At 70.2% G+C, this 18,383-nt stretch carries 18 protein-coding genes and 1 pseudogene; 12 read left to right on the forward strand and 7 right to left on the reverse strand.

The genetic code is table 11. From position 1 onward, the window contains the following. Positions 1-3 precede the first annotated feature (3 nt). Positions 4-2,649 (forward strand): putative bifunctional diguanylate cyclase/phosphodiesterase, encoded by a 2,646-nt coding sequence (locus tag ABWV53_RS16775; protein ID WP_353367294.1) that lies wholly within the window; start codon positions 4-6, stop codon positions 2,647-2,649. A gap of 175 nt (positions 2,650-2,824) precedes the next feature. Continuing rightward, the gene (locus tag ABWV53_RS16780) at positions 2,825-3,106 is read left to right on the forward strand and encodes a hypothetical protein (RefSeq protein WP_353367295.1); all 282 of its coding nucleotides are present in this window, start codon (positions 2,825-2,827) and stop codon (positions 3,104-3,106) included. 76 nt (positions 3,107-3,182) lie between these two features. On the opposite strand, the gene ABWV53_RS16785 is transcribed toward ABWV53_RS16780, so the two are convergent. After that, on the reverse strand, positions 3,183-4,082 hold the full coding sequence (locus ABWV53_RS16785) for a LysR family transcriptional regulator (protein ID WP_353367296.1): 900 nt from the start codon (positions 4,080-4,082) through the stop codon (positions 3,183-3,185). Positions 4,083-4,186: 104 nt separating this feature from the next. Between ABWV53_RS16785 and ABWV53_RS16790 the strand changes: the two genes are divergently transcribed. From ABWV53_RS16790 to ABWV53_RS16820, 7 genes and pseudogenes are all read left to right on the forward strand, one after another. Then, positions 4,187-5,161, forward strand: a complete 975-nt coding sequence (locus tag ABWV53_RS16790; RefSeq protein WP_353367297.1) for a Bug family tripartite tricarboxylate transporter substrate binding protein — start codon at positions 4,187-4,189, stop codon at positions 5,159-5,161. Between the two features lie 145 nt (positions 5,162-5,306). Continuing rightward, positions 5,307-6,083 carry a substrate-binding domain-containing protein gene (locus ABWV53_RS16795; protein WP_353367473.1) on the forward strand — a complete coding sequence of 259 codons (777 nt, stop codon included), beginning with the start codon at positions 5,307-5,309 and terminating at the stop codon, positions 6,081-6,083. A gap of 170 nt (positions 6,084-6,253) precedes the next feature. Then, the gene (locus tag ABWV53_RS16800; protein ID WP_353367298.1) at positions 6,254-7,324 is read left to right on the forward strand and encodes a porin; all 1,071 of its coding nucleotides are present in this window, start codon (positions 6,254-6,256) and stop codon (positions 7,322-7,324) included. A gap of 129 nt (positions 7,325-7,453) precedes the next feature. After that, positions 7,454-7,834 (forward strand): hypothetical protein, encoded by a 381-nt coding sequence (locus ABWV53_RS16805; protein WP_353367299.1) that lies wholly within the window; start codon positions 7,454-7,456, stop codon positions 7,832-7,834. 41 nt (positions 7,835-7,875) lie between these two features. Continuing rightward, positions 7,876-8,202, forward strand: a complete 327-nt coding sequence (locus ABWV53_RS16810) for a hypothetical protein (RefSeq protein WP_353367300.1) — start codon at positions 7,876-7,878, stop codon at positions 8,200-8,202. 169 nt (positions 8,203-8,371) lie between these two features. After that, positions 8,372-9,145, forward strand: a complete 774-nt coding sequence (locus ABWV53_RS16815; RefSeq protein WP_353367301.1) for a ferritin-like domain-containing protein — start codon at positions 8,372-8,374, stop codon at positions 9,143-9,145. Positions 9,146-9,206: 61 nt separating this feature from the next. Next, a pseudogene (locus tag ABWV53_RS16820) lies at positions 9,207-10,389 on the forward strand (hypothetical protein). A 120-nt stretch (positions 10,390-10,509) separates the two neighbouring features. Here ABWV53_RS16820 and ABWV53_RS16825 read toward each other — a convergent pair. Both ABWV53_RS16825 and ABWV53_RS16830 read right to left on the reverse strand, forming a co-directional pair. Further along, the gene (locus ABWV53_RS16825; RefSeq protein ID WP_353367302.1) at positions 10,510-11,007 is read right to left on the reverse strand and encodes a YciE/YciF ferroxidase family protein; all 498 of its coding nucleotides are present in this window, start codon (positions 11,005-11,007) and stop codon (positions 10,510-10,512) included. 122 nt (positions 11,008-11,129) lie between these two features. Next, complete coding sequence (locus ABWV53_RS16830; protein WP_353367303.1) at positions 11,130-11,402, reverse strand: hypothetical protein; 273 nt, start codon at positions 11,400-11,402, stop codon at positions 11,130-11,132. Positions 11,403-11,733: 331 nt separating this feature from the next. Between ABWV53_RS16830 and ABWV53_RS16835 the strand changes: the two genes are divergently transcribed. Further along, positions 11,734-12,489: a LysR substrate-binding domain-containing protein gene (locus tag ABWV53_RS16835; RefSeq protein ID WP_353367304.1), complete on the forward strand. Its 756-nt coding sequence runs from the start codon at positions 11,734-11,736 to the stop codon at positions 12,487-12,489. A 22-nt stretch (positions 12,490-12,511) separates the two neighbouring features. On the opposite strand, the gene ABWV53_RS16840 is transcribed toward ABWV53_RS16835, so the two are convergent. Further along, complete coding sequence (locus ABWV53_RS16840; protein ID WP_353367305.1) at positions 12,512-13,315, reverse strand: exodeoxyribonuclease III; 804 nt, start codon at positions 13,313-13,315, stop codon at positions 12,512-12,514. A gap of 10 nt (positions 13,316-13,325) precedes the next feature. Here ABWV53_RS16840 and pyrE point away from each other — a divergent pair, with 10 nt between their 5' ends. Together pyrE and ABWV53_RS16850 are read left to right on the forward strand one after the other, a co-directional pair. After that, positions 13,326-14,027 (forward strand): orotate phosphoribosyltransferase, encoded by a 702-nt coding sequence (gene pyrE, locus ABWV53_RS16845; RefSeq protein ID WP_353367306.1) that lies wholly within the window; start codon positions 13,326-13,328, stop codon positions 14,025-14,027. Positions 14,028-14,176: 149 nt separating this feature from the next. Further along, entirely contained in the window at positions 14,177-14,851 is a 675-nt protein-coding gene (locus tag ABWV53_RS16850; RefSeq protein WP_502903931.1) for a DUF4124 domain-containing protein, read from the forward strand. Positions 14,852-14,925: 74 nt separating this feature from the next. On the opposite strand, the gene gatB is transcribed toward ABWV53_RS16850, so the two are convergent. The 3 genes from gatB to gatC are packed head-to-tail and all read right to left on the reverse strand — an operon-like array spanning position 14,926 to position 18,206. After that, the gene (gene gatB / locus ABWV53_RS16855) at positions 14,926-16,389 is read right to left on the reverse strand and encodes an Asp-tRNA(Asn)/Glu-tRNA(Gln) amidotransferase subunit GatB (protein ID WP_353367307.1); all 1,464 of its coding nucleotides are present in this window, start codon (positions 16,387-16,389) and stop codon (positions 14,926-14,928) included. A gap of 1 nt (position 16,390) precedes the next feature. Beyond that, positions 16,391-17,893, reverse strand: coding sequence for an Asp-tRNA(Asn)/Glu-tRNA(Gln) amidotransferase subunit GatA (gene gatA / locus ABWV53_RS16860; RefSeq protein ID WP_353367308.1), 1,503 nt, complete (start codon positions 17,891-17,893; stop codon positions 16,391-16,393). A gap of 13 nt (positions 17,894-17,906) precedes the next feature. Beyond that, positions 17,907-18,206: an Asp-tRNA(Asn)/Glu-tRNA(Gln) amidotransferase subunit GatC gene (gene gatC, locus ABWV53_RS16865; protein WP_353367309.1), complete on the reverse strand. Its 300-nt coding sequence runs from the start codon at positions 18,204-18,206 to the stop codon at positions 17,907-17,909. Positions 18,207-18,383: the final 177 nt, after the last annotated feature.

Below are 18,383 nucleotides of genomic sequence, written 5' to 3' on the forward strand. Positions count from 1 at the left end.
CACATGCGCCTGACTGCGGCCCATGCCATCCTGCAAAGCCGCGTGGGCCGGCAGCTGCTTGCCACCTTCTTCGTGCTGGTGGCCCTGCCGGTGGTGACCGTCTCGCTGCTGGCCTACCAGCTCACGGAATACGCCCTGCAGCAGTCAGCCGCGCAACTGGGCAGCGAGCTGGCCAAGACAACGGGTATCCAGGTCATCGATCGATTGCGGGCCGCAGAGCGGCTGTTGACACGGATCGCGCTGTTCGAGCAGCAGGGCCACGAGGCCGTGGCGCCGGAATCGGGGCTTCAGGACCTGTTCGCCAGCGTGCAGCGTGAGCCCAGGATGGCGCTGCCGGAGCCGTCGCCACCACCCCGGACCGCACTGCACATCACCGGCGCTGCCGAGCCGCAGACCCCGCCCACGGTGGAGATGGTGGTAACAGCGGCAGACGTGGTGGTGCGGGGGCGGTTCACCGCAGAGCACCTCTGGGAGAACGCCCAATCGGGCACCCACCGCATCTGCTTTTCCGGGCCGCAGCTGCGCCTGCCGTTCTGCCAGGGGGTGGAGCCGCCGGCCGTGGCGGAGCAGGGGGTACGAACACAGCGCGAGATCTTCTTCGCCCCCTATTTCGACTCGCCGGCCTGGACGGTCGTCACCACCGTGCAGCCGGACCTGCGGCGCTATTTCCCGATCGGTTTGGCGGCGCTGATCGGCAATGTCGCGGCCATCGCCTTCTTCCTGGCGTTGATCAGCAGCTCGGTGGTGCTGCGCAGGCTGACCCAGCCGCTCGACGCGCTCACCTCGGGCACCCGCGCCGTGCTGCGGGGCGACTTCACCGGCCAGGTCCGGATCCGCGGCGAACGCAGTGAGTTCACCGACCTGGCCGACTCCTTCAATGTCATGGCCGCCGAGGTGGGGCGCGATCTGGCGCTCTTCCGGGTGCTCGCGCAGATGGACCAGGCCATCATCGAGCAAAAGCCCTTCGCCGAGGTGGTGCGGCTCATGCTGCTGCATCTGCGCGAGCGGGGCGCCGATGAGGCGGCGGGGGTGGTGCTGCGCTCGTCCGGCGCGGCGGGCGCCCTGCTGCTGACGCTCGAGCCGGGCGGTACGGCACTGCGGCATGGCAGCCCCCACGCAGGCTCCTCCGACCCCGTCGGCGCACTGCCTTCCGCGCACCACCTGCCGGTGGCACGCACGGCCAGCCAGGGCGTATGGCTGCACCTGACGCAGCCGCCGCCGCCCGGCAGCCGCGCCGACCGCGAGCTGGGCGCGTTCCGCCAGCGGCTGGCCGTCGCCCTGCACGCCGAGCAGCACGAACAGCAGTTGCGCGAGCGCGCCATCCGCGACAGCCTGACGGGCCTTCTCAACCGGCTGGGATTGCAGGAAGCGATCGAGCAGCGGATCCAGGCCTGCGCGGACCTTGCCACGCCGCATCCGACGCCCTTCGCCGTGGTGTACATGGACCTGGACGGCTTCAAGGAAGTCAACGACGCGTTCGGGCATGCGGTGGGGGATGGCGTGCTGCGCGAGGTGGCGAGCCGGCTGCGCAGCACCTTGGGCGACCGCGCACTGGCCGTGGCCAGGCCGGCCGGTGACGAGTTCGTGGTGGTGCTCACGGCGGACGGACAGGGCCTTTTCAGGACGGATATCGACGCGGTGCGGCAGGCCATGCGCCAGCCTTTCAACCTGTCGCCGCACTCGCTGGACCTGGGCGCCAGCCTGGGCATGGCGCTGTTTCCCGCCCACGGCGCTACGTGGGATGGACTGCTCGGCCATGCCGATCTGGCCATGTACACCGCGAAGGCCGCGGGCCGCAACCTGCTGGTGGAATTCCAGCCCGCGCTGGCAGCCGACCAGGCCGAGCGGCTGGCGTTGCGCCACGACCTTCACCAGGCCCTGGCCGCGCAGCAGATGTTCGTGGTTTTCCAGCCGCGCGTCGGCGCGCGGGACCGCCGGGTGGCGTCGGTCGAGGCATTGCTGCGCTGGCGGCACCCCGACAAGGACATGGTGTCGCCCGATGTCTTCATCGCCATGGCCGAGGAATCGGGGTTCATCCTGGAGCTGGGCTTGTGGGTGCTGCGGCAGGCATTGCAGCAGCTGGCCCGGTGGCGCGCCGACGCCCGGATACCCGTGCGCCATCTGTCGGTCAACCTCTCGCCGGTGCAACTGGCCGACCCCGGCTTTCCCGCCGCGCTGCAGGGGTTGCTGGACGAGTTCGGCGTCGAAGCCGGCGAGTTGGAGCTCGAGATCACTGAGGGTGCGCTCATCCAGGACGTGGACGCCGCCGTGGCGCGGCTCTCCGCCCTGCGCGCGCAGGGCGTGGCGATCGCGTTGGACGACTTCGGCGTGGGCTACTCCGCCATGCGCTACCTGAACCGTCTGCCGTTCGACACGCTCAAGATCGACAAGAGCTTCGTCTTCGCTTTCGGTGCGGACCGGCCTGCGCTGGCCATCGCCACCGCCATCGTGGCGCTGGCCAAGGCGCTGGACAAGCGCGTGGTGGCGGAAGGAGTGGAGACACCGATGCAGGCCGAGCTTCTGCAAGCGCTGGAGGTCAACGAGCTGCAGGGCTATCTGTTCGGAAGGCCGCAGACGGCGGCTGAACTGGAGCGCCTCTGGGAGGGTGGTGCCGGCCCCCAACCCGGCGAGCCGAAGCGTCTGAGCTGACGGGCCGCGGCGGCTCTGGCCCTGCTGGCTGGACAGCCATCCGCAATGACCAGGCGATACGGCGAGCGGGCCAGCGCCAAACCGGCCCTCGCTTTCGACACGGCCTTGGCCTTTCTTCCTACGCCGGTGGGCCGTGCACGGGCGCCTCATACGCCTTATTTCCGATGGTGAGCCCATGAATTCCACACCAGAAGCTGCACAGTCCTCGCCCCACCTCCCCGCGACAGGCGCACCGAGCGAAGAGCCCGTGCCGGGTTCCGCCTACAAGCGCACGCCGCTGCAGCAGTTGCGCCCCTGGGACCACCAGGAGCTGGCCGGCCCGGCCCCTGGAAATTCCCGCCACGGCGGCGGCCGGCGGGCGCCGAGCCCTGAAGGAGCGGGCGTGTCGCCACTGGGGACGCTGGTGCTGACCGCGCTGGTCGCGGTGATCGGCCTGGGCCTGATGCGTAGGCGTTAGTAGGAAGCCTCGCGGGCAGCCGGGCGCTGGCTTGCGTCCGGCCTGCAATCAAGACTGCGCGAGCCGGCGCGAGGCGTCATGCCGTCTTGTGCGTCTGGACGATGCAGTCCCGCAGCGCCTGGGCCATCGGGCTCAGCACCCGGTCGCGGCGCTGCAGCAGGCCCAGCGTGCGCCAGACTTCTGGTTGGGTGAGCGGCACGCTCCGCACCCGCGGGTGGGACGGCTCCAGCGCCAGTTGCGGGATCGCCGCCATGCCCAGGCCCGCCTCCACCAGCGCCAGGGCGCCGGACACGTGGTTGCATTCGTACCAGGCCACGGGCTGCTCCGGCAGCTCGGCCATGACCTGGTCCAGCACCAGGCGGTTGCCGCTGTGGTGCGACACCGATACCAGCCGCTCACCCGCCAGTTCCGACCAGGCTACCTCGCGGCGCCCGGCCCAGGCATGGCCCGGGGGCAGGGCCAGCACGTAGCGTTCGCGCGTCAGGGCATCGAACCGCAGGGCGGATTCCTGGCTGCCCGTGAAGCTCACACCGAAGTCCGCTTCGCCGCGCAGCACGGCGTCCAGCACCTGCCGGGCGTTCTCGTCGAGCACGTGCACCTGCACCTCGGGCTGGGCGGTGGCGAAGGCCTTGAGCACCTGCGGCAGCAGGTTGCCGGCCACCGACGGAATGCAGGCCACGGTGACGCGCCCCCGTCGCAGCTTCAGCTGGTCGCCGACCCGCTGTACCGCCTCGTCCAGCCCGTTCAGGGCCGCGCGGGCTTCCTGCAGGAACTCCTGGCCGACGGCGGTCAGGGCCACGTGCCGGGTGGTGCGCTCCAGCAGCCGGATGCCGAGGGCCGTCTCCAGCCGTTCCACGCGGCGGCTCAGCGCGGGCGCGGACAGGTACAAGGCGTCCGCCGCCAGGCGGAAGCTGCCCTTTTCGGCGGTGACCACGAAGGCCATGAGCTCGCCCATGTCGAAATTGATGCGTCGCATGCAACAAACCGCCCGTAAATTGCAATTCACATAATATTACGTGGTGCCTAGGATGGCGACCTTTCACAAGGCCTGCCTTTGCAGGCCGATACGGAGACAACAACATGCAACGCCGTACCTGGCTCACCGCCGCCGCTTTCGTGGCTGGCGCCCCCTTTGCGCTCTCCGCTGCCCACGCGCAGGATTTTCCGCCCAAGAAGGCCGTGACCATGGTGGTCGGCTTCGCCGCCGGCGGCTCGGCCGACATCGCTGCCCGCGTCATCGCCAAGAAGCTGGGCGAGAACATCGGCCAGACCGTGGTGGTGGACAACAAGCCCGGCGCGGGCGGCAACGTGGCCCATGCCCAGGTGGCCAATGGCCCGTCCGACGGCTCCATGCTGCTGTTCGGCTCCATCGGCCCGCTGAGCATCGCGCCGCACTTCATGAAGGTCGGCTACGACCCGCTCAAGAGCTTCGCGCCCATCACCATGGGCGTGACCTTCCCCAACGTGCTGGTCACCCCCGCCAGCACCGGCATCAAGACGCTCGCCGACTACGTGGCCAAGGCCAAGCGCGAACCGGGCAAGCTCGACTTCGCCTCCACCGGCCCCGGCTCGGCGTCTCACCTGGCGGGCGAGCTGCTCAACGACATCGCCAAGATCGACACCGTGCACGTGCCCTACAAGGGCGGCGCGCCGGCCCTGCAGGACGTGCTGGGCGGCCGCGTGGCGTCGTTCTATGCGGCGCCCCCCACGGCGCTGCCGCACATCGAATCGGGCAAGCTGATTCCGCTGGCCACCACCGGGCTGACGCGCCCGGCCTACCTGCCCAACGTGCCCACCGTGGCCGAGACCTACCCCGGCTTCAACGCCACCAACTGGTATGCGTTCGTCGCGTCCTCCAAGACGCCCAAGCCGCTGCTGGACCGCTGGAACGCCGAGCTCGTGAAGGTGCTGAACACCCCCGAAGTGCGCGACAACCTGCTCAAGCACGGCCAGACGGCCGCACCCGGCACCCGCGACGAGCTGGCCAAGTTCATGGCCTCCGAGTACGAGAAGTGGGGCCGCATCATCACCGAGCGCAAGATCACGGCGGACTGAAAACCACCCCGGGCCGCGCCACACGACGACATAACAACATCCAGGAGACAAGTCCATGCCCACCATCCCGCAAGCCACCGCTTCGCTGCCCTTCGCCACTTCCGCTCCCTTCGCCGCGCTGCGCCGCCGCGCGCTCGGCGCGCTCATGGGCGTCGCCGTCAGCCTGGGCGCTGCCCTGGGCGCCGCAGCGCCCGCCACGGTGCAGGCGGCCGAAATCCGCGTCGTCACGTCCGGCGGCTTCTCGGCCGCCTACGACCAGCTCATTCCGCTCTACGAGCAGGCCACCGGCCACAAGGTGACCACGGAACGCGGCGCCTCCATCGGCAATGCGCCGGACTCCATTCCCAGCCGCATGGCGCGGGGCGAGCAGTTCGACATCGTCATCCTGGCCGATTCGGCGCTCGACAAGCTCATCGAGCAGGGCAAGGTGCAGCCCGGCAGCCGCGTCGATCTGGCGCGCTCCATGATCGGCATGAGCGTGCGCAAGGGAACGCCCATCCCGGACATCACCACGGTGGAGGCGCTCAAGCAGACGCTGCTCAACGCCAAGTCCATCGCCTATTCGGCCAGCGCCAGCGGCACCTACCTGTCCACCGAGCTGTTCCAGCGCCTGGGCGTGGCCGACCAGATCAAGGACAAGGCCACCAAGATCTACAGCGAGCGCGTGGGCGCCGTGGTGCTGCGGGGCGATGCGGAGATCGGCTTCCAGCAGGTCAGCGAACTGCTGCCCTTCAAGGAGCTGCAATACGTCGGCGCCCTGCCCGACGAAGTGCAGCAGCGCGTGTTCTTCTCGGCAGGCGTCGCCACGGGCGCGCCGCAGGCCGAGGCGGCCCGCCACCTGATCCGCTTCCTGGCCGCACCGGCGGCCGCCGCCATCGTGCGCAGCACCGGCATGGAGCCCGCCGCCACCACGGCGCGCTGAGGCTCCGCGCACGCGGCCGGGCTGCTGCGGCTTCGCGCAGGCCCGGTCCCGCCGTCGCCCTTCCCCTGGCCTCCTGGCCCCCGACCCCCTTGGCTGCAGCACGACCGCCGCGCCGTCACCCGGCGCGGCGCAGCCCTGCGCGCCACGCACACAACGACATGGAGACATCGATGCACCGCACGCACTTCACCTGCGCCCTGGCCCTGGCCGCCGCGCCCGCCCTGGCGCTCGCGCAGCCCAGCAGCCTGACGATCTACGGCATCGCCGACGCCGGCGTGCGCCACACCTCGGGGCTGACGGCCGCCAACGCGGCCAGCGACGGCTCCACCAACGGCGTGGCGAGCGGCGTGAACAGCACCAGCCGCCTGGGCTTTCGCGGCCGCGAGGATCTGGGCGACGGGCTCTTCGCGCTGTTCAACCTGGAAACGGGCCTGAACCTGGACACGGGCACCACCGCCAACGCCACCAAGTTCTTCGACCGCGCCGCCACCGTGGGCCTGGGCGGCCGCTGGGGCCAGGTCACGGCCGGCCGCCAGACCAACCTGCTGGCCGACGCCATCAGCCCGGTGGACGCGGTGGGCATGCGTTTCGCCGCGTTCAACCCGAACATCGCCACGGCAGCCCTGAGCAGCCATGGCCTGGGCGTGGAATACGGCACCGCCGGCGCCAACACCGGCTCGTACCGCCTCGACAACGCGCTCAAGTACACCGGCCGGTTCGGCCCGGTCACCGCGCGGGCCATGTACAGCTTCGGCGAGAACGCGGGCGGCGGCTCGCGCCAGTCGTCGGCGGGCCTGGGCGCCGCCGTCGCCGCAGCGGGCTGGACGGTGTCCGGCGCCTACCAGCGCTTCAAGAGCGCGGCCGACCTGGAGCTGGACGCCGCCACGCTGGGCGCGGCCTACCAGTGGGGCGCCGTGCGGCTGGCCCTGAACACGGCACGCAGCGACGCGGACACCTCGGCCACCGCCCGCGCGGTGCAGCGCTTGCACTCGGCGGGCGCCACCTGGGCGGCCACCTCGGCGGTGGACCTGACGGCCGCCTTCTACCGGGTCGAACGCCAGCGCACCGCCCGCCGGGACGACGCCTACAACCGGGCGATGCTGTTCGCCGAATACAAGCTCTCGCAGCGCAGCCGGCTGTATCTGGAGGTGGACCGCACCCACTGGTCCGGCAGCTACCAGGGCAGCGCCAACAAGGACAAGGCGACGGGCATCACCGCGGGCGTGGTCCACCACTTCTGACGCGCCCGGGGCCGTTCAGGCGCGGCGCGGTGATTCGTGCAGCGCTTCCTTAGGCAGCTTGTCCGACACGGGCCCGCCACGCCCCTGCGTAAGTTGAAGGCCTGTCTGCACTACCGCAAGAGGCCTCGCATGAACGCACCCCACACCCCGGGCCCCGGCAAGGCGCCGGCCGCCACTCCCTCCGGCCCCCCGCCGCGCACCGCCCGCCCGGACGGCAACCGCGACAGCCGGCGCGTCTTTCGCATGGCGATCGTCATCGCCCTGGCCGCGCTGGTGGCCGTGGTGGCGTTCAACCTGATGGCGCCCAAGAACCGTCTGCAGCCGCCGGGCGGCACGGGCGGCGACACGCCTTTCACCCAGGGTGCGCAGCAGAGCGGCGGCCCTCCGGCCGGCGGCACCGACGCGGCCGGCGGTGCCGCGCCGCAACGCGCCGACACGCCCACGCCGGCCGGCCGCGAATCGGTCGGCGCCCCGGCGGGCAGCACGCCCGCCACCGCCGCCCCGCAGTGAACGCGCACGCCGCGCCCTTTTCCCACCGACCGGAGCCCGCCATGACTTCTCCCGCTTCCCCATCCTCCCCGCCCGCTGCCGAACCCGCCACCACACCGGTGCGGGGCGCCGGTGACGCCCTGTCGCTCGCCCGCTCCGTGGCGGGAGAGGAAGACCCCGGCGCCTCGCTCGACGCGCCCACGCACGTGCCGCCGCCGGCGCCCGGCCGCGCCGCGCAGGCGCCTGGCGACGAGGCCCCGCCCGGCACGCCCGGTACGGGCGAGACGCCGTGCCGCGCCTGTGGCGGCACCGGCCGGCGCGGCGACGGCGCCCCGTGCCCCGAGTGCGCGGGGCAGGGCCGCGTGACCGTGGGCATCGGCGGGGGCTGATTCCGCAGCGTTCCCGCGGCACGGCGCAGCACCGTGCCGTGCATGCCGCACGTGGCACCCGCCGCACCACGCGGCACCGGCGAGATGAGCGCGCTGGTCCTACAAGCCTCGCGCCAGGGGCTTCCTGAGCATGAATGACTCCCGCCCATTCACCACGCAAGGAAACCCCATGGAACCCACCACCCAAGGCAGCAACCGCACCGGCGCGGCCACCGCCCCGGAAGGCGTCACCGCCATGCTCTACATCGCCGAGCGCTGGTCGCCGCTCAAGGCGCCCGACGTCAGCCTGGCCGACCAAGACCGCGGCAGCTACATCGCCGCGTCGGACGCCCTCGGCTCCGTGCCGCCGCCGCCCACGCTCAAGGGCATGATGAAAGCCGGCATGTACAAGATGCTGGGCCAGCGCCCCGAGATGCTGTTCGACAAGATCGGCGAGCGCATCGCCTTCGAGCGCGGCGGCACGCGCCTCTACGACGCCCTGCTGCTGAAGTTCGACGTGCTGGCCAGCACCACTGGCGTGCCCGAGCTGCCGATGCTGGAAGGCGGCGTGCGGGCCGACAGCCCGCGTGCGGCGCTGCTGCGCATCCGGGCGCAGGAGCACCAGCATTTCCTGATGCTGTCCGAAGCCATGCGCACGCTGGGCGGCGACCCCACGGCGCAGACGCCGTGCGCCGACGTGGTGGGCGTCGCCTCGATGGGGCTGATCCAGGTGGTGACCGACCCCCGCACCACGCTGGCGCAGTCGCTGAACGCGGTGCTGACGGCCGAGCTGACCGACACCGCCGGCTGGAACCTGCTGGTGCAGCTGGCCGTGCAGTCGGGCCACACCGATCTGGCCGAGCAGTTCGGCCTGGCGCTGGCCGAGGAGGCGCAGCACGTCAACACCATCACCCGCTGGACGGCGGCCCTCGCCACCGCGCAGATCGCCACGCCGGCCATCTGAACCGCCGCGCGCCGGCCGCTCCCGTTCGCACCTTCACCCCCATCCACTTCGAGGAACATCCATGACCATCAATCTGCTGCAGGACAAAGGCACGCCGCTTGGCCGCCAGACGCTTTCGTGGAAGGACATGGTGGGCAAGCCCATCAGCAAGCTCGACGACGACGCCTTCACCCGCGCGTGCGCGCCATCCTGATGAACGGGCAGGAGCTCGATTCGCTGCGCACCAAGCAGATGGCGCTGCGCATGAACGCCGACGCCCGCGTGGCGCTGGCCCAGCTCATGCGCGTGGAGCAGCACCAGGCCACCACCATCAACTGGCTGATCGGCGCCGACCATTCGCCGCTGGAGACCACCATCGGCTACGAGCAGACCGCCATCGAGGTCACCGCCGCCGTGGCGCAGATGGAGCCCGACCCCTACCTCGCCCAGGGCTACCGCTACGCGCTGCTGGAGGACTTCGACCACCTCTACCGCTACAGCGCCATGCTCGACCGGCTGGAGGGCAAGGATCCGAACAACATCACCCAGGGCTACACCGACATCGTGCCGGCGCGGCCCACCTGGCTGCACCACCGCGCGCCCGAGCACGACCTGCTGGAGCCCTACGGCGCCGATGCGGAACTGGCCACCAAGCTGCATGCGCTCACGCTGACCGGCGGCGAATACCAGACGCACGACTACTACATGAACATCGGCCCGCTGTTCGCCGACCCGCTGGCGCGCCAGCTCTATGCGGAGATCGCGTCGGTGGAGTCGCAGCACATCACGCATTACGGTTCCATGCTCAACCCGCACGAGACCCTCCTGGAAAAGCTGCTGGTGAGCGAAGCCTCGGAGGTGTGGAACTACGCGGGCTGCGCCGCGCAGGAAACCAACCCCGCATCCGCGCGCTGTGGGAGCGCTTTCTCGACTATGAGCTCGGCCACCTGCAGGTCGCCATGCAGCTCTTCCAGGACATCGAGCGGCGCGACCCGGCCGAGGTGCTGGGCGACGGCCGGCTGCCGCGCGTCATCGAGTTCCGCAGCCAGCGCGACTTCGTGCGCCGCGTGGCGCAGGAAGAAAGCACCCTGCGCAAGGACGGCACCGTGTTCGTGCCGCAGGCCGAAGAGGGCGCCTCGTCGCTGGCCTACCGCGACGCGGTGAACGCCGGCGGCTCGCCCTCGCGCAACGTGTCGGCCACCTGGTCGTGGATGCCGGGGACCGAGCTGGTGCGTGAAGAAACGCCGCGCCGGCACGCGGGCTGACACGGGCCGGCCACGGCATCGCGGCCGGGCGAGCCCGCCCCAAAGAAAGCAGCCGGCAGGTGCTGCACCTGCCGGCTGTGGGCTTACTTTGTTCCGCGTGGGCCTCGCGGCCGAGGGCGATCAGGCGGCCGCTTCGGCCTCCAGGTTGATGGCCGACTCGGCGAACGCCGACAGCTTCTTGTCGGTGGCCTTTTCCTCTTCCAGCGTTTCCTTCAGGAGCTTCGCCGCCTCGGCGAAGCCCAGATGCTTGGCGAAGGTGGCGAGCGTGCCGTAGCTGGCGATCTCATAGTGCTCGACCTTCTGCGCGCAGCCTATCAGCGCCGCGTCGCGCACGGCGCTCTTCTCGCCTTCCGAGATCGCGTCCTGCGCCTCTTCCACCAGGCCTTCCATGGCCGAGCACTTGATGCGCTTGAGCCGGATGTCGCACAGCTCGACGATGCGGTCGATGCGCTCGATCTGGCCGCGGGTCTCTTCCAGATGGGTTTCGAACGCGGCCGCCAGCTCGGCGTTCTGCGCGGCGCGGGCCATCTTGGGCAGCGCCCGGGACAGCTGCTTCTCGGCGCTATAGACGTCCGAGAGGTCGTGGATGAACAGGTCTTTCAGGGTCTTGACGGTCATGCGGAATCCTTGGGTTGGAGGGTAGAACACACAGTGAAGGTCCAGCCTAGAAATGCTGCTTTCCGCCCGATGTAGGACGGTACCGCCTGGCCGCGAGATGCCACGCGGCCCGGCGGGTCCGTTCAGGTCTCGCGGTCGCGGGGCGATGCGCCGCCCGGGGCGGGCGCCGGCGCGGCGTCGGCGGGCACCACCTTGGTCGCGACCACCGCCACCGGGTCGCTCGCGGGAAAGGTGTCGCTCACGGCGTCGTCGAGCGTGTCTTCGCTGACGTGCCGGACCTGCACGTTCGCGCCGCCATCGGGCGGGGGCGCCGCCGGCGCCGGAGCGGCGCGTGGGGCTTGCGGGTCGGGGTGGTGGTCCTTGGTGGGGAAGGGCCAGGGCTGGCGTGGCGTCATGGGGATGGCCTCCGGGTCGAGTGCGTGGACGAAACGGATGTGAACGCGCGCCCGGCCCAAGCGGGCAAAGGGCCCGTGCGGCCGCCGGGCGCTGCGCGTCTCGATCACAGCCTGCGACGCGGCGCGAGCGGCGCGCTGTAGGAATACCCCGCTGCCGGCGCCGCGAGGCCCGTCGCGGAGGCGTGGATGCGAACAACGACGCGGGGGCATCCCTGTTCAGCCATCAAAATTCCATTCGGCGTCCGTCCTATAAGCGCTTAAAGCTATCAAAACTATAGCTAACGGGCGGATTCCGCCAGCACGTGGGCCCGCACCGGAGGTTCACCTGCGGATGGGCCGCAGGCTGGTAACGACCGAGTTCGCACTGCAGATCGCCCACGAGTCCGAGGCGCTGTCGGGCCGGATCGGTGCCTTGACGGCGACCCCGCCTCTCGGGGTGGACGACAGGGTGCTGCGCATCGGGCTCACGCCCTCGGCGGCCCTGGTCTGCGGACTGGCGGTGCACGACCACTGGTGCGGCGACGACCCGCAGCGCAGCCTGCAGCTGCACAGCGCCGACGAGGGCCAGCTGCTCGCCAGCCTGGCCGCTGGCGCGATCGACTTCGCCATCGCGCCCCGTCCGCGCGGCTACCCCGAGACCGATCTGGCCTGCGAGCCGCTCTACCGCCTGCAGTCCACCGTGTGCGCCCGGCGCGGCCACCCGCTCGCCGCGGCGCAGGCCCTGGCCGACTTGCAGCCGGCGCGCTGGGCCATCGTCGGCCCCGGCGTCCGCGGTCCGGTGGACGTGCTGACCGAGGCTTTCTCTGTGCGGGGCATGGAGCCGCCCCGCGTCACGGTGAGTTGCCCCGACTACCCCAGCATGCTGCACCTCGTCGCCCACACCGACCTGCTGGCCGTCGTGCCACACCCGGTGCTGGTGAGCGGCCCGCTGCAATCGCAGATCGTGCGGCTGGCACTGCGCGAGACGCTGCCGCTCTACGACATGTGGCTGTTCCACGCCGATCCGCTCTCCGCCGACCGGGCGCGCACGGCGCAGCACCTGCTGCGCAGCCTGCGCGCCGTGGGCGCCGAGGCGGCAGCCCCGTGACGCCTGGCGCACTGGCGCCGCGTCAGATCTGGAAGTCGTAGTCGATCGTCAGCGGCGCGTGGTCGCTGAACTTCACGTCCTTGTAGATGGCGGCGCCGCACGCGGTGCGGGCGATGGCGGGCGAGGCCAGGTGGTGGTCCAGCCGCCACCCCACATTGTTCAGATACGCCTGGCCTCGGTTGCTCCACCAGGTGTAGGCCGCCTCGGTGGTGTCGGGGTGCAGTTGGCGATAAACGTCGATCAGGCCCCCGGTCGGCTCAGTGATGTGCAACAACTTTGTCATCCAGTCGCGCTCTTCGGGCAGGAAGCCACTGTTCTTCTGGTTGCTGCGCCAGTTCTTCAGATCGATCTGCTGGTGCGCGATGTTGATGTCGCCGCAGAGGATGAATTCCCGCTCGGCCTTCAGCTGCATCAGGTGCGGGTGGAATTCCGCCAGGAAGCGAAACTTGGCCAGTTGCCGCTCCGGGCCTGACGAGCCGCTCGGAAAGTACGCGCTGATGATCGACAGCTTGCGGGCCGGGGTGTCGAAGCGGGCCTCGACGTAGCGGCCCTCGGCGTCGAATTCGGTGGAGCCGTAGCCGATGCGCACGTCGCTGGGTTCGTGGCGCGAATAGATGCCCACGCCCGAGTAGCCCTTCTTCGTCGCGAAGTGGAAGTGCCCTTTGAGGCCTGCCAGCTGCTCGAAGCGGTTCTGCATGTCGGCCGACTGGGCCTTGATCTCCTGCACGCAAATACAATCCGGCCGGGTCGCGGCGATCCAGGCCTCGACGCCCTTGGAGGTGGCGGAGCGGATGCCGTTGAGGTTGAGGCTGGTTAACTTGAACAAGGATGAACTCATGGTGACAGACAAGGCGCAGCAGGTGGACACGGACCGCCTGGCGCAGGATTTCGTGGAGTTCGCCGAGGCCTCCGGCGTGCTGAGGTTCGGCGAATTCAAGACCAAGGCCGGCCGCATGAGCCCGTATTTCTTCAACGCGGGACTGTTCGACGACGGCGCCAAGATGGGCCGGCTGGCGGAATTCTATGCAAAGGCGCTGCTGGCCAGCGGCATCGAATTCGACATGGTGTTCGGGCCCGCCTACAAGGGCATTCCGCTGGCCGCGACGGTGGCGGTGGAACTCGCCCGCCTGGGCCGCAACGTGCCCTTCGCCTACAACCGCAAGGAAGCCAAGGACCACGGCGAGGGCGGCACGCTGGTGGGCGCGCCGCTGCGGGGCCGGGTGCTGATCGTCGACGACGTGATGTCCGCAGGCACCGCGGCGCGGGAATCCATCGCTCTCATCCGCGCCGCGGGCGCCACGCCGCACGCGATGGCGATCGCGCTCGACCGGCAGGAAAAAGCCACGGAAAACGGCAAGGACGTCGACCACAGCGCGGTGCAGTACGTTCGTCAACAATTGGGTATGCAAGTCTGCACGATCGCCACCCTGGCCGATTTATTGCAATATCTGGATCGGGACGGCGGATCGGCCGGCACGGCGGCCCACCGCGACCGGGTCATGGCCTATCGCCAGCGCTACGGCGTGCAGGCGGCCTGACCCGTCCCCGTCCGGCGCGGATGCCCCTTCCCGTGTATCCGCCCCTTCCTTCACCCGCCCGACTGGACCTGGCATTGACCGACGCTTCCGCCACCCTCGCACAGACACTGCCCGTCCCCCCGGCGGGGTGGCGCAGCGGCTCCAACGCCGTGGCGGCGGGCATCGTGGTGGCGGTGGGGCTGTGGACGGCATCGGCCTGGGCCGACGGAGGGCCGGGCGCATCGGCAGGCTCGGTCTACAGCTGCGTCGATCGGACGGGCCGCCGCCTCACGGCCGACCGCCCCATTCCGGAGTGCACCGACCGCGAGCAGCGCGTGCTGGACCAGACCGGCGCCGAGCGCCGACGCCTCGGCCCCACGCTGACCGAGCAGGAGCGGGCCGTGGTGGAGGCGCAGCGCCAGCGCGAGGCCGCCGAGCGTGCCCGCGCCGCCGAAGAGCGCCGCCGCGAGCGCGTGCTCGTCAACCGCTACCCCGACCAGGCGGCGCACGACGCCGAACGCGCCGCGGCGCTGGCCCAGGTGGACGAAGTCACCGCCGTCGCGCAGAAGCGGGTCGATGACCTGCTGCGCGACCGCAAGAAGCTCGACACCGAGATGGAGTTCTACCGCAAGGACCCGAACAAGGCGCCGATGGTGCTGCGGCGCCAGATCGCCGAACAGAACGACGCGCTGGAAGAGCAGAAGCGGTTCGTGATCGCCCAGGAGGCGGAAAAGCGCCGCGTCAACCAGCGCTTCGACGCGGAACTGGCCCAGCTGCGGCCGCTGTGGGCGGCACGGGCCGCGGCGCAGGCGGGCGCGCCGCTGGTGCTGCCGCCGCTGCGCTGAGCGTGAGCGCACCGCCGCGCGGCGCGGCGCGAGCAGCAGTAACAGCCGGGTGTTGGCGCTCGCGCTGGCGACGGTCAGCCGGCTGCCGCCAGCCGGGCACGCAGCAGGTCGTTCACCTGCTGCGGATTGGCCTTGCCCCGGCTAGCCTTCATGGCCTGGCCCACCAGCGCATTGAAGGCCTTGTCCTTGCCGGCCTTGAACTGGGCGACGTTGTCGGGGTTGGCGGCGATCACCTCGTCGATGATTTGCTCCAGCGCGCCGGAATCGTTCATCTGCTTGAGGCCCTTGGCCTCGATGACGGCATCCACGTCCTGGCCTTCGCCCGTCCAGAGCGCCTCGAACACCTGCTTGCCGGCGTTGTTGGAGATGGTGCCGTCGGCAATGCGCGCCACCAGCTTCGCCAGCAGCGCGGCGCTGACCGGCGCGGCGGCGATGCCAGCGGCCTCGCCCGCATTCACGCGGCGCGAGACCTCGCCCATGATCCAGTTGCTGACCAGTTTCGGCTGGCCGCTGGCCCGGGCCGCTTCCTCGAAGTAGGCCGCCATCGCCTTGGACTGGGTCAGCGTGACCGCGTCGTACTCGGGCAGGCCGTAGTCGGCCACGATGCGCGCCGCCATGGCGCGGGGCAATTCGGGCATGCGCGCCCGCTCTTCCTGCACCCACTGCTCCGAAATTCGTAGCGGCGGGAGGTCCGGATCGGGGAAGTAGCGGTAGTCGGCCGCGTCTTCCTTGGTGCGCATGGCGCGGGTCTCGCCCGTGTCGGGGTTGAACAGCACGGTCGCCTGCTGGATCGCGTGGCCGTCCTCGATCTGCTCGATCTGCCAGCGGATCTCGTAGTCGATCGCCTGCTGCATGAACCGGAAGCTGTTCAGGTTCTTGATCTCGCGGCGCGTGCCCAGCGGCTGTCCCGGCTTGCGCACCGACACGTTGGCGTCACAGCGGAACGAGCCCTCCTGCATGTTGCCGTCGCAGATGCCGATCCAGGTGACGATCTTGTGCAGCTCGCGCGCATAGGCCACGGCCTCCTCGCTGCTGCGGATGTCGGGCTCGGTCACGATCTCCAGGAGCGGCGTGCCGGCGCGGTTCAGGTCGATGCCGCTCTGGCCGATGAAGTCTTCGTGCAGCGACTTGCCGGCGTCCTCTTCCAGGTGCGCGCGCACCAGCTTCACCGTCTTCTTCTCGTCGCCCAGGAAGAACGACACCTCGCCGCCCTGCACGACCGGAATCTCGAACTGGCTGATCTGGTAGCCCTTGGGCAGATCGGGGTAGAAGTAGTTCTTACGGGCAAAAATGCTCTCGGGCGCAATGGTGGAGCCGAGGGCCAGTCCTAATTTGATAGCACAGGCCACGGTCTCGCGGTTCATCACCGGCAGCGTGCCGGGCAAGGCCAGGTCCACCGCGCAGGCCTGCGTGTTGGGCTCGGCGCCGAAGGCCGTCGAGGCGCGGCTGAAGATCTTGCTCTGGGTGGCGAGCTGGGCGTGCGTCTCGAAGCCGATGACGACTTCGTAGCCGTGGATCAATTTGCTGGTGGTCGTCATGTCACAGGCCTCCTGGCGCACGGAGGTGGAAATCGGTCGCCTGCTGCAGCCGGTGCGCGGCATTCAGCAGGCGGCTTTCCTGGAAGTAGTTGCCGATGAGCTGCAGGCCCACGGGCATGCCGCCGTCGCCAAAGCCGGCCGGCACGCTCATGCCGGGCAGTCCGGCGAGCGATGCGGGCAGGGTGAAGATGTCGGCCAGGTAGTCGGCCAGCGGGTCGTTGCCGTGCTCGCCCAGCTTCCAGGCCACCGTGGGGGCCACGGGGCCGGCGATGACGTCGCAGTCCTTGAAGGCGTTCTGGAAGTCATCCGCGATCATGCGGCGGATCTTCTGCGCCTGCAGGTAGTAGGCGTCGTAGTAGCCGTGGCTCAGCACGTAGGCGCCGATCATGATGCGGCGCTTGACCTCGTCGCCGAAGCCCTCGGCGCGGGTCTTCTTGTACATGTCCACCAAGTCGGTGTAGTCCTGGGCGCGGTGGCCGAACTTCACGCCGTCGAAGCGGCTCAGGTTGGACGAGGCCTCGGCCGGCGCGATGATGTAGTAGACCGGGATGGAGAGTTCCGTGCGCGGCAGCGTGATGGGCACGAGCCTGGCGCCCAGCTTTTCGTATTCCTTCAGCGCGCCGTCCACCGCGGCGCGCACGTCGGGCGCCAGGCCCTCGCCGAAGAATTCCGCCGGGATGCCGATGCGCAGGCCGTCTATCGAATCGTTCAGCTTCGCGCTGAAGTCCTCGGCCGGCACGTCCAGGCTGGTGGAATCGCGGTCCAGGTCGGGGCCGCACAGGGCCGACAGCAGCAGGGCGCAGTCCTCGGCCGAGCGGGCCATCGGGCCGGCCTGGTCCAGGCTGGAGGCGAAGGCGATCATGCCGTAGCGGCTGGCGCGGCCATAGGTGGGCTTGATGCCGGTGATGCCGCAGAACGAGGCCGGCTGGCGGATGGAGCCGCCGGTGTCGGTGCCGGTGACGGCCGGCGCCAGGCGCGCGGCCACCGCCACGGCGCTGCCGCCCGAGGAGCCGCCCGGCACGCGGGCCGTGTCCCAGGGGTTGCGCACGGGTTGCGGCGCATCGAAGCCCACGGGGGCGACGGCCGAATTCTCGTTGGCCGAGCCCATGGCGAACTCGTCGCAGTTGAGCTTGCCCAGCGTCACCGCGCCGGCATCGGCCAGCCGCGTGACTACGGTGGCGTCGAAGGGCGAGCGGTAGCCGGCCAGCATCTTCGAGCCGGCCGTGCTGGGGAAGTCGCGGGTGACGAAGATGTCCTTGTGGGCGATGGGCACGCCCGCCAGCGGGCCGGCCGTGCCGGCGGCGATGGCGGCGTCCTGCGCGCGGGCCTGGGCCAGCGTCGCCTCCTCGTTCACGGAGACGAAGGCGCCCAGGTGCTGGTGCGACCGGGCGCGGGCCAGGAAATGCTGGGCCGCTTCGACGGCGGAGACCTGCCGGCCGGCCAGCTGGCGGGCCAGGTCAGCCACGCCGAGGTCGTGCAGGGAATGAGTGGTGATGTCGGTCATGCGGGGCGCTTCCTCACTCGATGACCTTGGGCACCAGGAACAGGCCCCGCTCGACCGCGGGCGCGCTTTGCTGGTTGGCCTCGCGCTGGTCGGGCTCGCTGGCCACGTCCTCGCGCAGGCGCAGGGCCACGTCCTGGATGGCGGCGATGGGGTGGGGCAGCGGGGTGATGCCGGCGGTGTCCACCGCGCGCATCTTCTCGACGATGCCGAAGAAGCCGTTGAGCTGGGAGAGCATGCGCTCGCTGTCCGCGGGGCTCAGTTCGAGCCGGGCCAGATGGGCGATGCGGCCGATGTCCTGGGGTGTCAGTGCCATAGGGGGAAAAGGGGCGAGCAACCGGATGTAAAGCCCAATTCCGGGTCGCACCATGGAGAGTTATTCACAGGGGATGCGGTATTATCCCGCCTTTGCCGCAATCGCCTCTCCAACGCCGGTCATTGTGCGAAAAAAGTCCACAAACACACCCTAAAAACCCGGCGATGGCAGGCCGAC

The organism is Acidovorax sp. FG27 (assembly GCF_040365715.1).
Taxonomy (GTDB): Bacteria; Pseudomonadota; Gammaproteobacteria; order Burkholderiales; family Burkholderiaceae_C; genus Paracidovorax.

Excerpts from the sequence above, each read along its gene's own strand:
- ABWV53_RS16780 (WP_353367295.1), top strand. The coding sequence starts at position 2,825 with ATGAATTCCACACCAGAAGCTGCACAGTCCTCGCCCCACCTCCCCGCG.
- ABWV53_RS16785 (WP_353367296.1), bottom strand. The coding sequence starts at position 4,082 with ATGCGACGCATCAATTTCGACATGGGCGAGCTCATGGCCTTCGTGGTC.
- gatC (WP_353367309.1), bottom strand. The coding sequence starts at position 18,206 with ATGGCACTGACACCCCAGGACATCGGCCGCATCGCCCATCTGGCCCGG.
- ABWV53_RS16790 (WP_353367297.1), top strand. The coding sequence starts at position 4,187 with ATGCAACGCCGTACCTGGCTCACCGCCGCCGCTTTCGTGGCTGGCGCC.
- ABWV53_RS16805 (WP_353367299.1), top strand. The coding sequence starts at position 7,454 with ATGAACGCACCCCACACCCCGGGCCCCGGCAAGGCGCCGGCCGCCACT.
- ABWV53_RS16800 (WP_353367298.1), top strand. The coding sequence starts at position 6,254 with ATGCACCGCACGCACTTCACCTGCGCCCTGGCCCTGGCCGCCGCGCCC.
- ABWV53_RS16835 (WP_353367304.1), top strand. The coding sequence starts at position 11,734 with ATGGGCCGCAGGCTGGTAACGACCGAGTTCGCACTGCAGATCGCCCAC.
- gatA (WP_353367308.1), bottom strand. The coding sequence starts at position 17,893 with ATGACCGACATCACCACTCATTCCCTGCACGACCTCGGCGTGGCTGAC.
- ABWV53_RS16825 (WP_353367302.1), bottom strand. The coding sequence starts at position 11,007 with ATGACCGTCAAGACCCTGAAAGACCTGTTCATCCACGACCTCTCGGAC.
- pyrE (WP_353367306.1), top strand. The coding sequence starts at position 13,326 with ATGGTGACAGACAAGGCGCAGCAGGTGGACACGGACCGCCTGGCGCAG.
- ABWV53_RS16830 (WP_353367303.1), bottom strand. The coding sequence starts at position 11,402 with ATGACGCCACGCCAGCCCTGGCCCTTCCCCACCAAGGACCACCACCCC.
- ABWV53_RS16810 (WP_353367300.1), top strand. The coding sequence starts at position 7,876 with ATGACTTCTCCCGCTTCCCCATCCTCCCCGCCCGCTGCCGAACCCGCC.
- ABWV53_RS16775 (WP_353367294.1), top strand. The coding sequence starts at position 4 with ATGCGCCTGACTGCGGCCCATGCCATCCTGCAAAGCCGCGTGGGCCGG.
- gatB (WP_353367307.1), bottom strand. The coding sequence starts at position 16,389 with ATGACGACCACCAGCAAATTGATCCACGGCTACGAAGTCGTCATCGGC.
- ABWV53_RS16795 (WP_353367473.1), top strand. The coding sequence starts at position 5,307 with ATGGGCGTCGCCGTCAGCCTGGGCGCTGCCCTGGGCGCCGCAGCGCCC.
- ABWV53_RS16815 (WP_353367301.1), top strand. The coding sequence starts at position 8,372 with ATGGAACCCACCACCCAAGGCAGCAACCGCACCGGCGCGGCCACCGCC.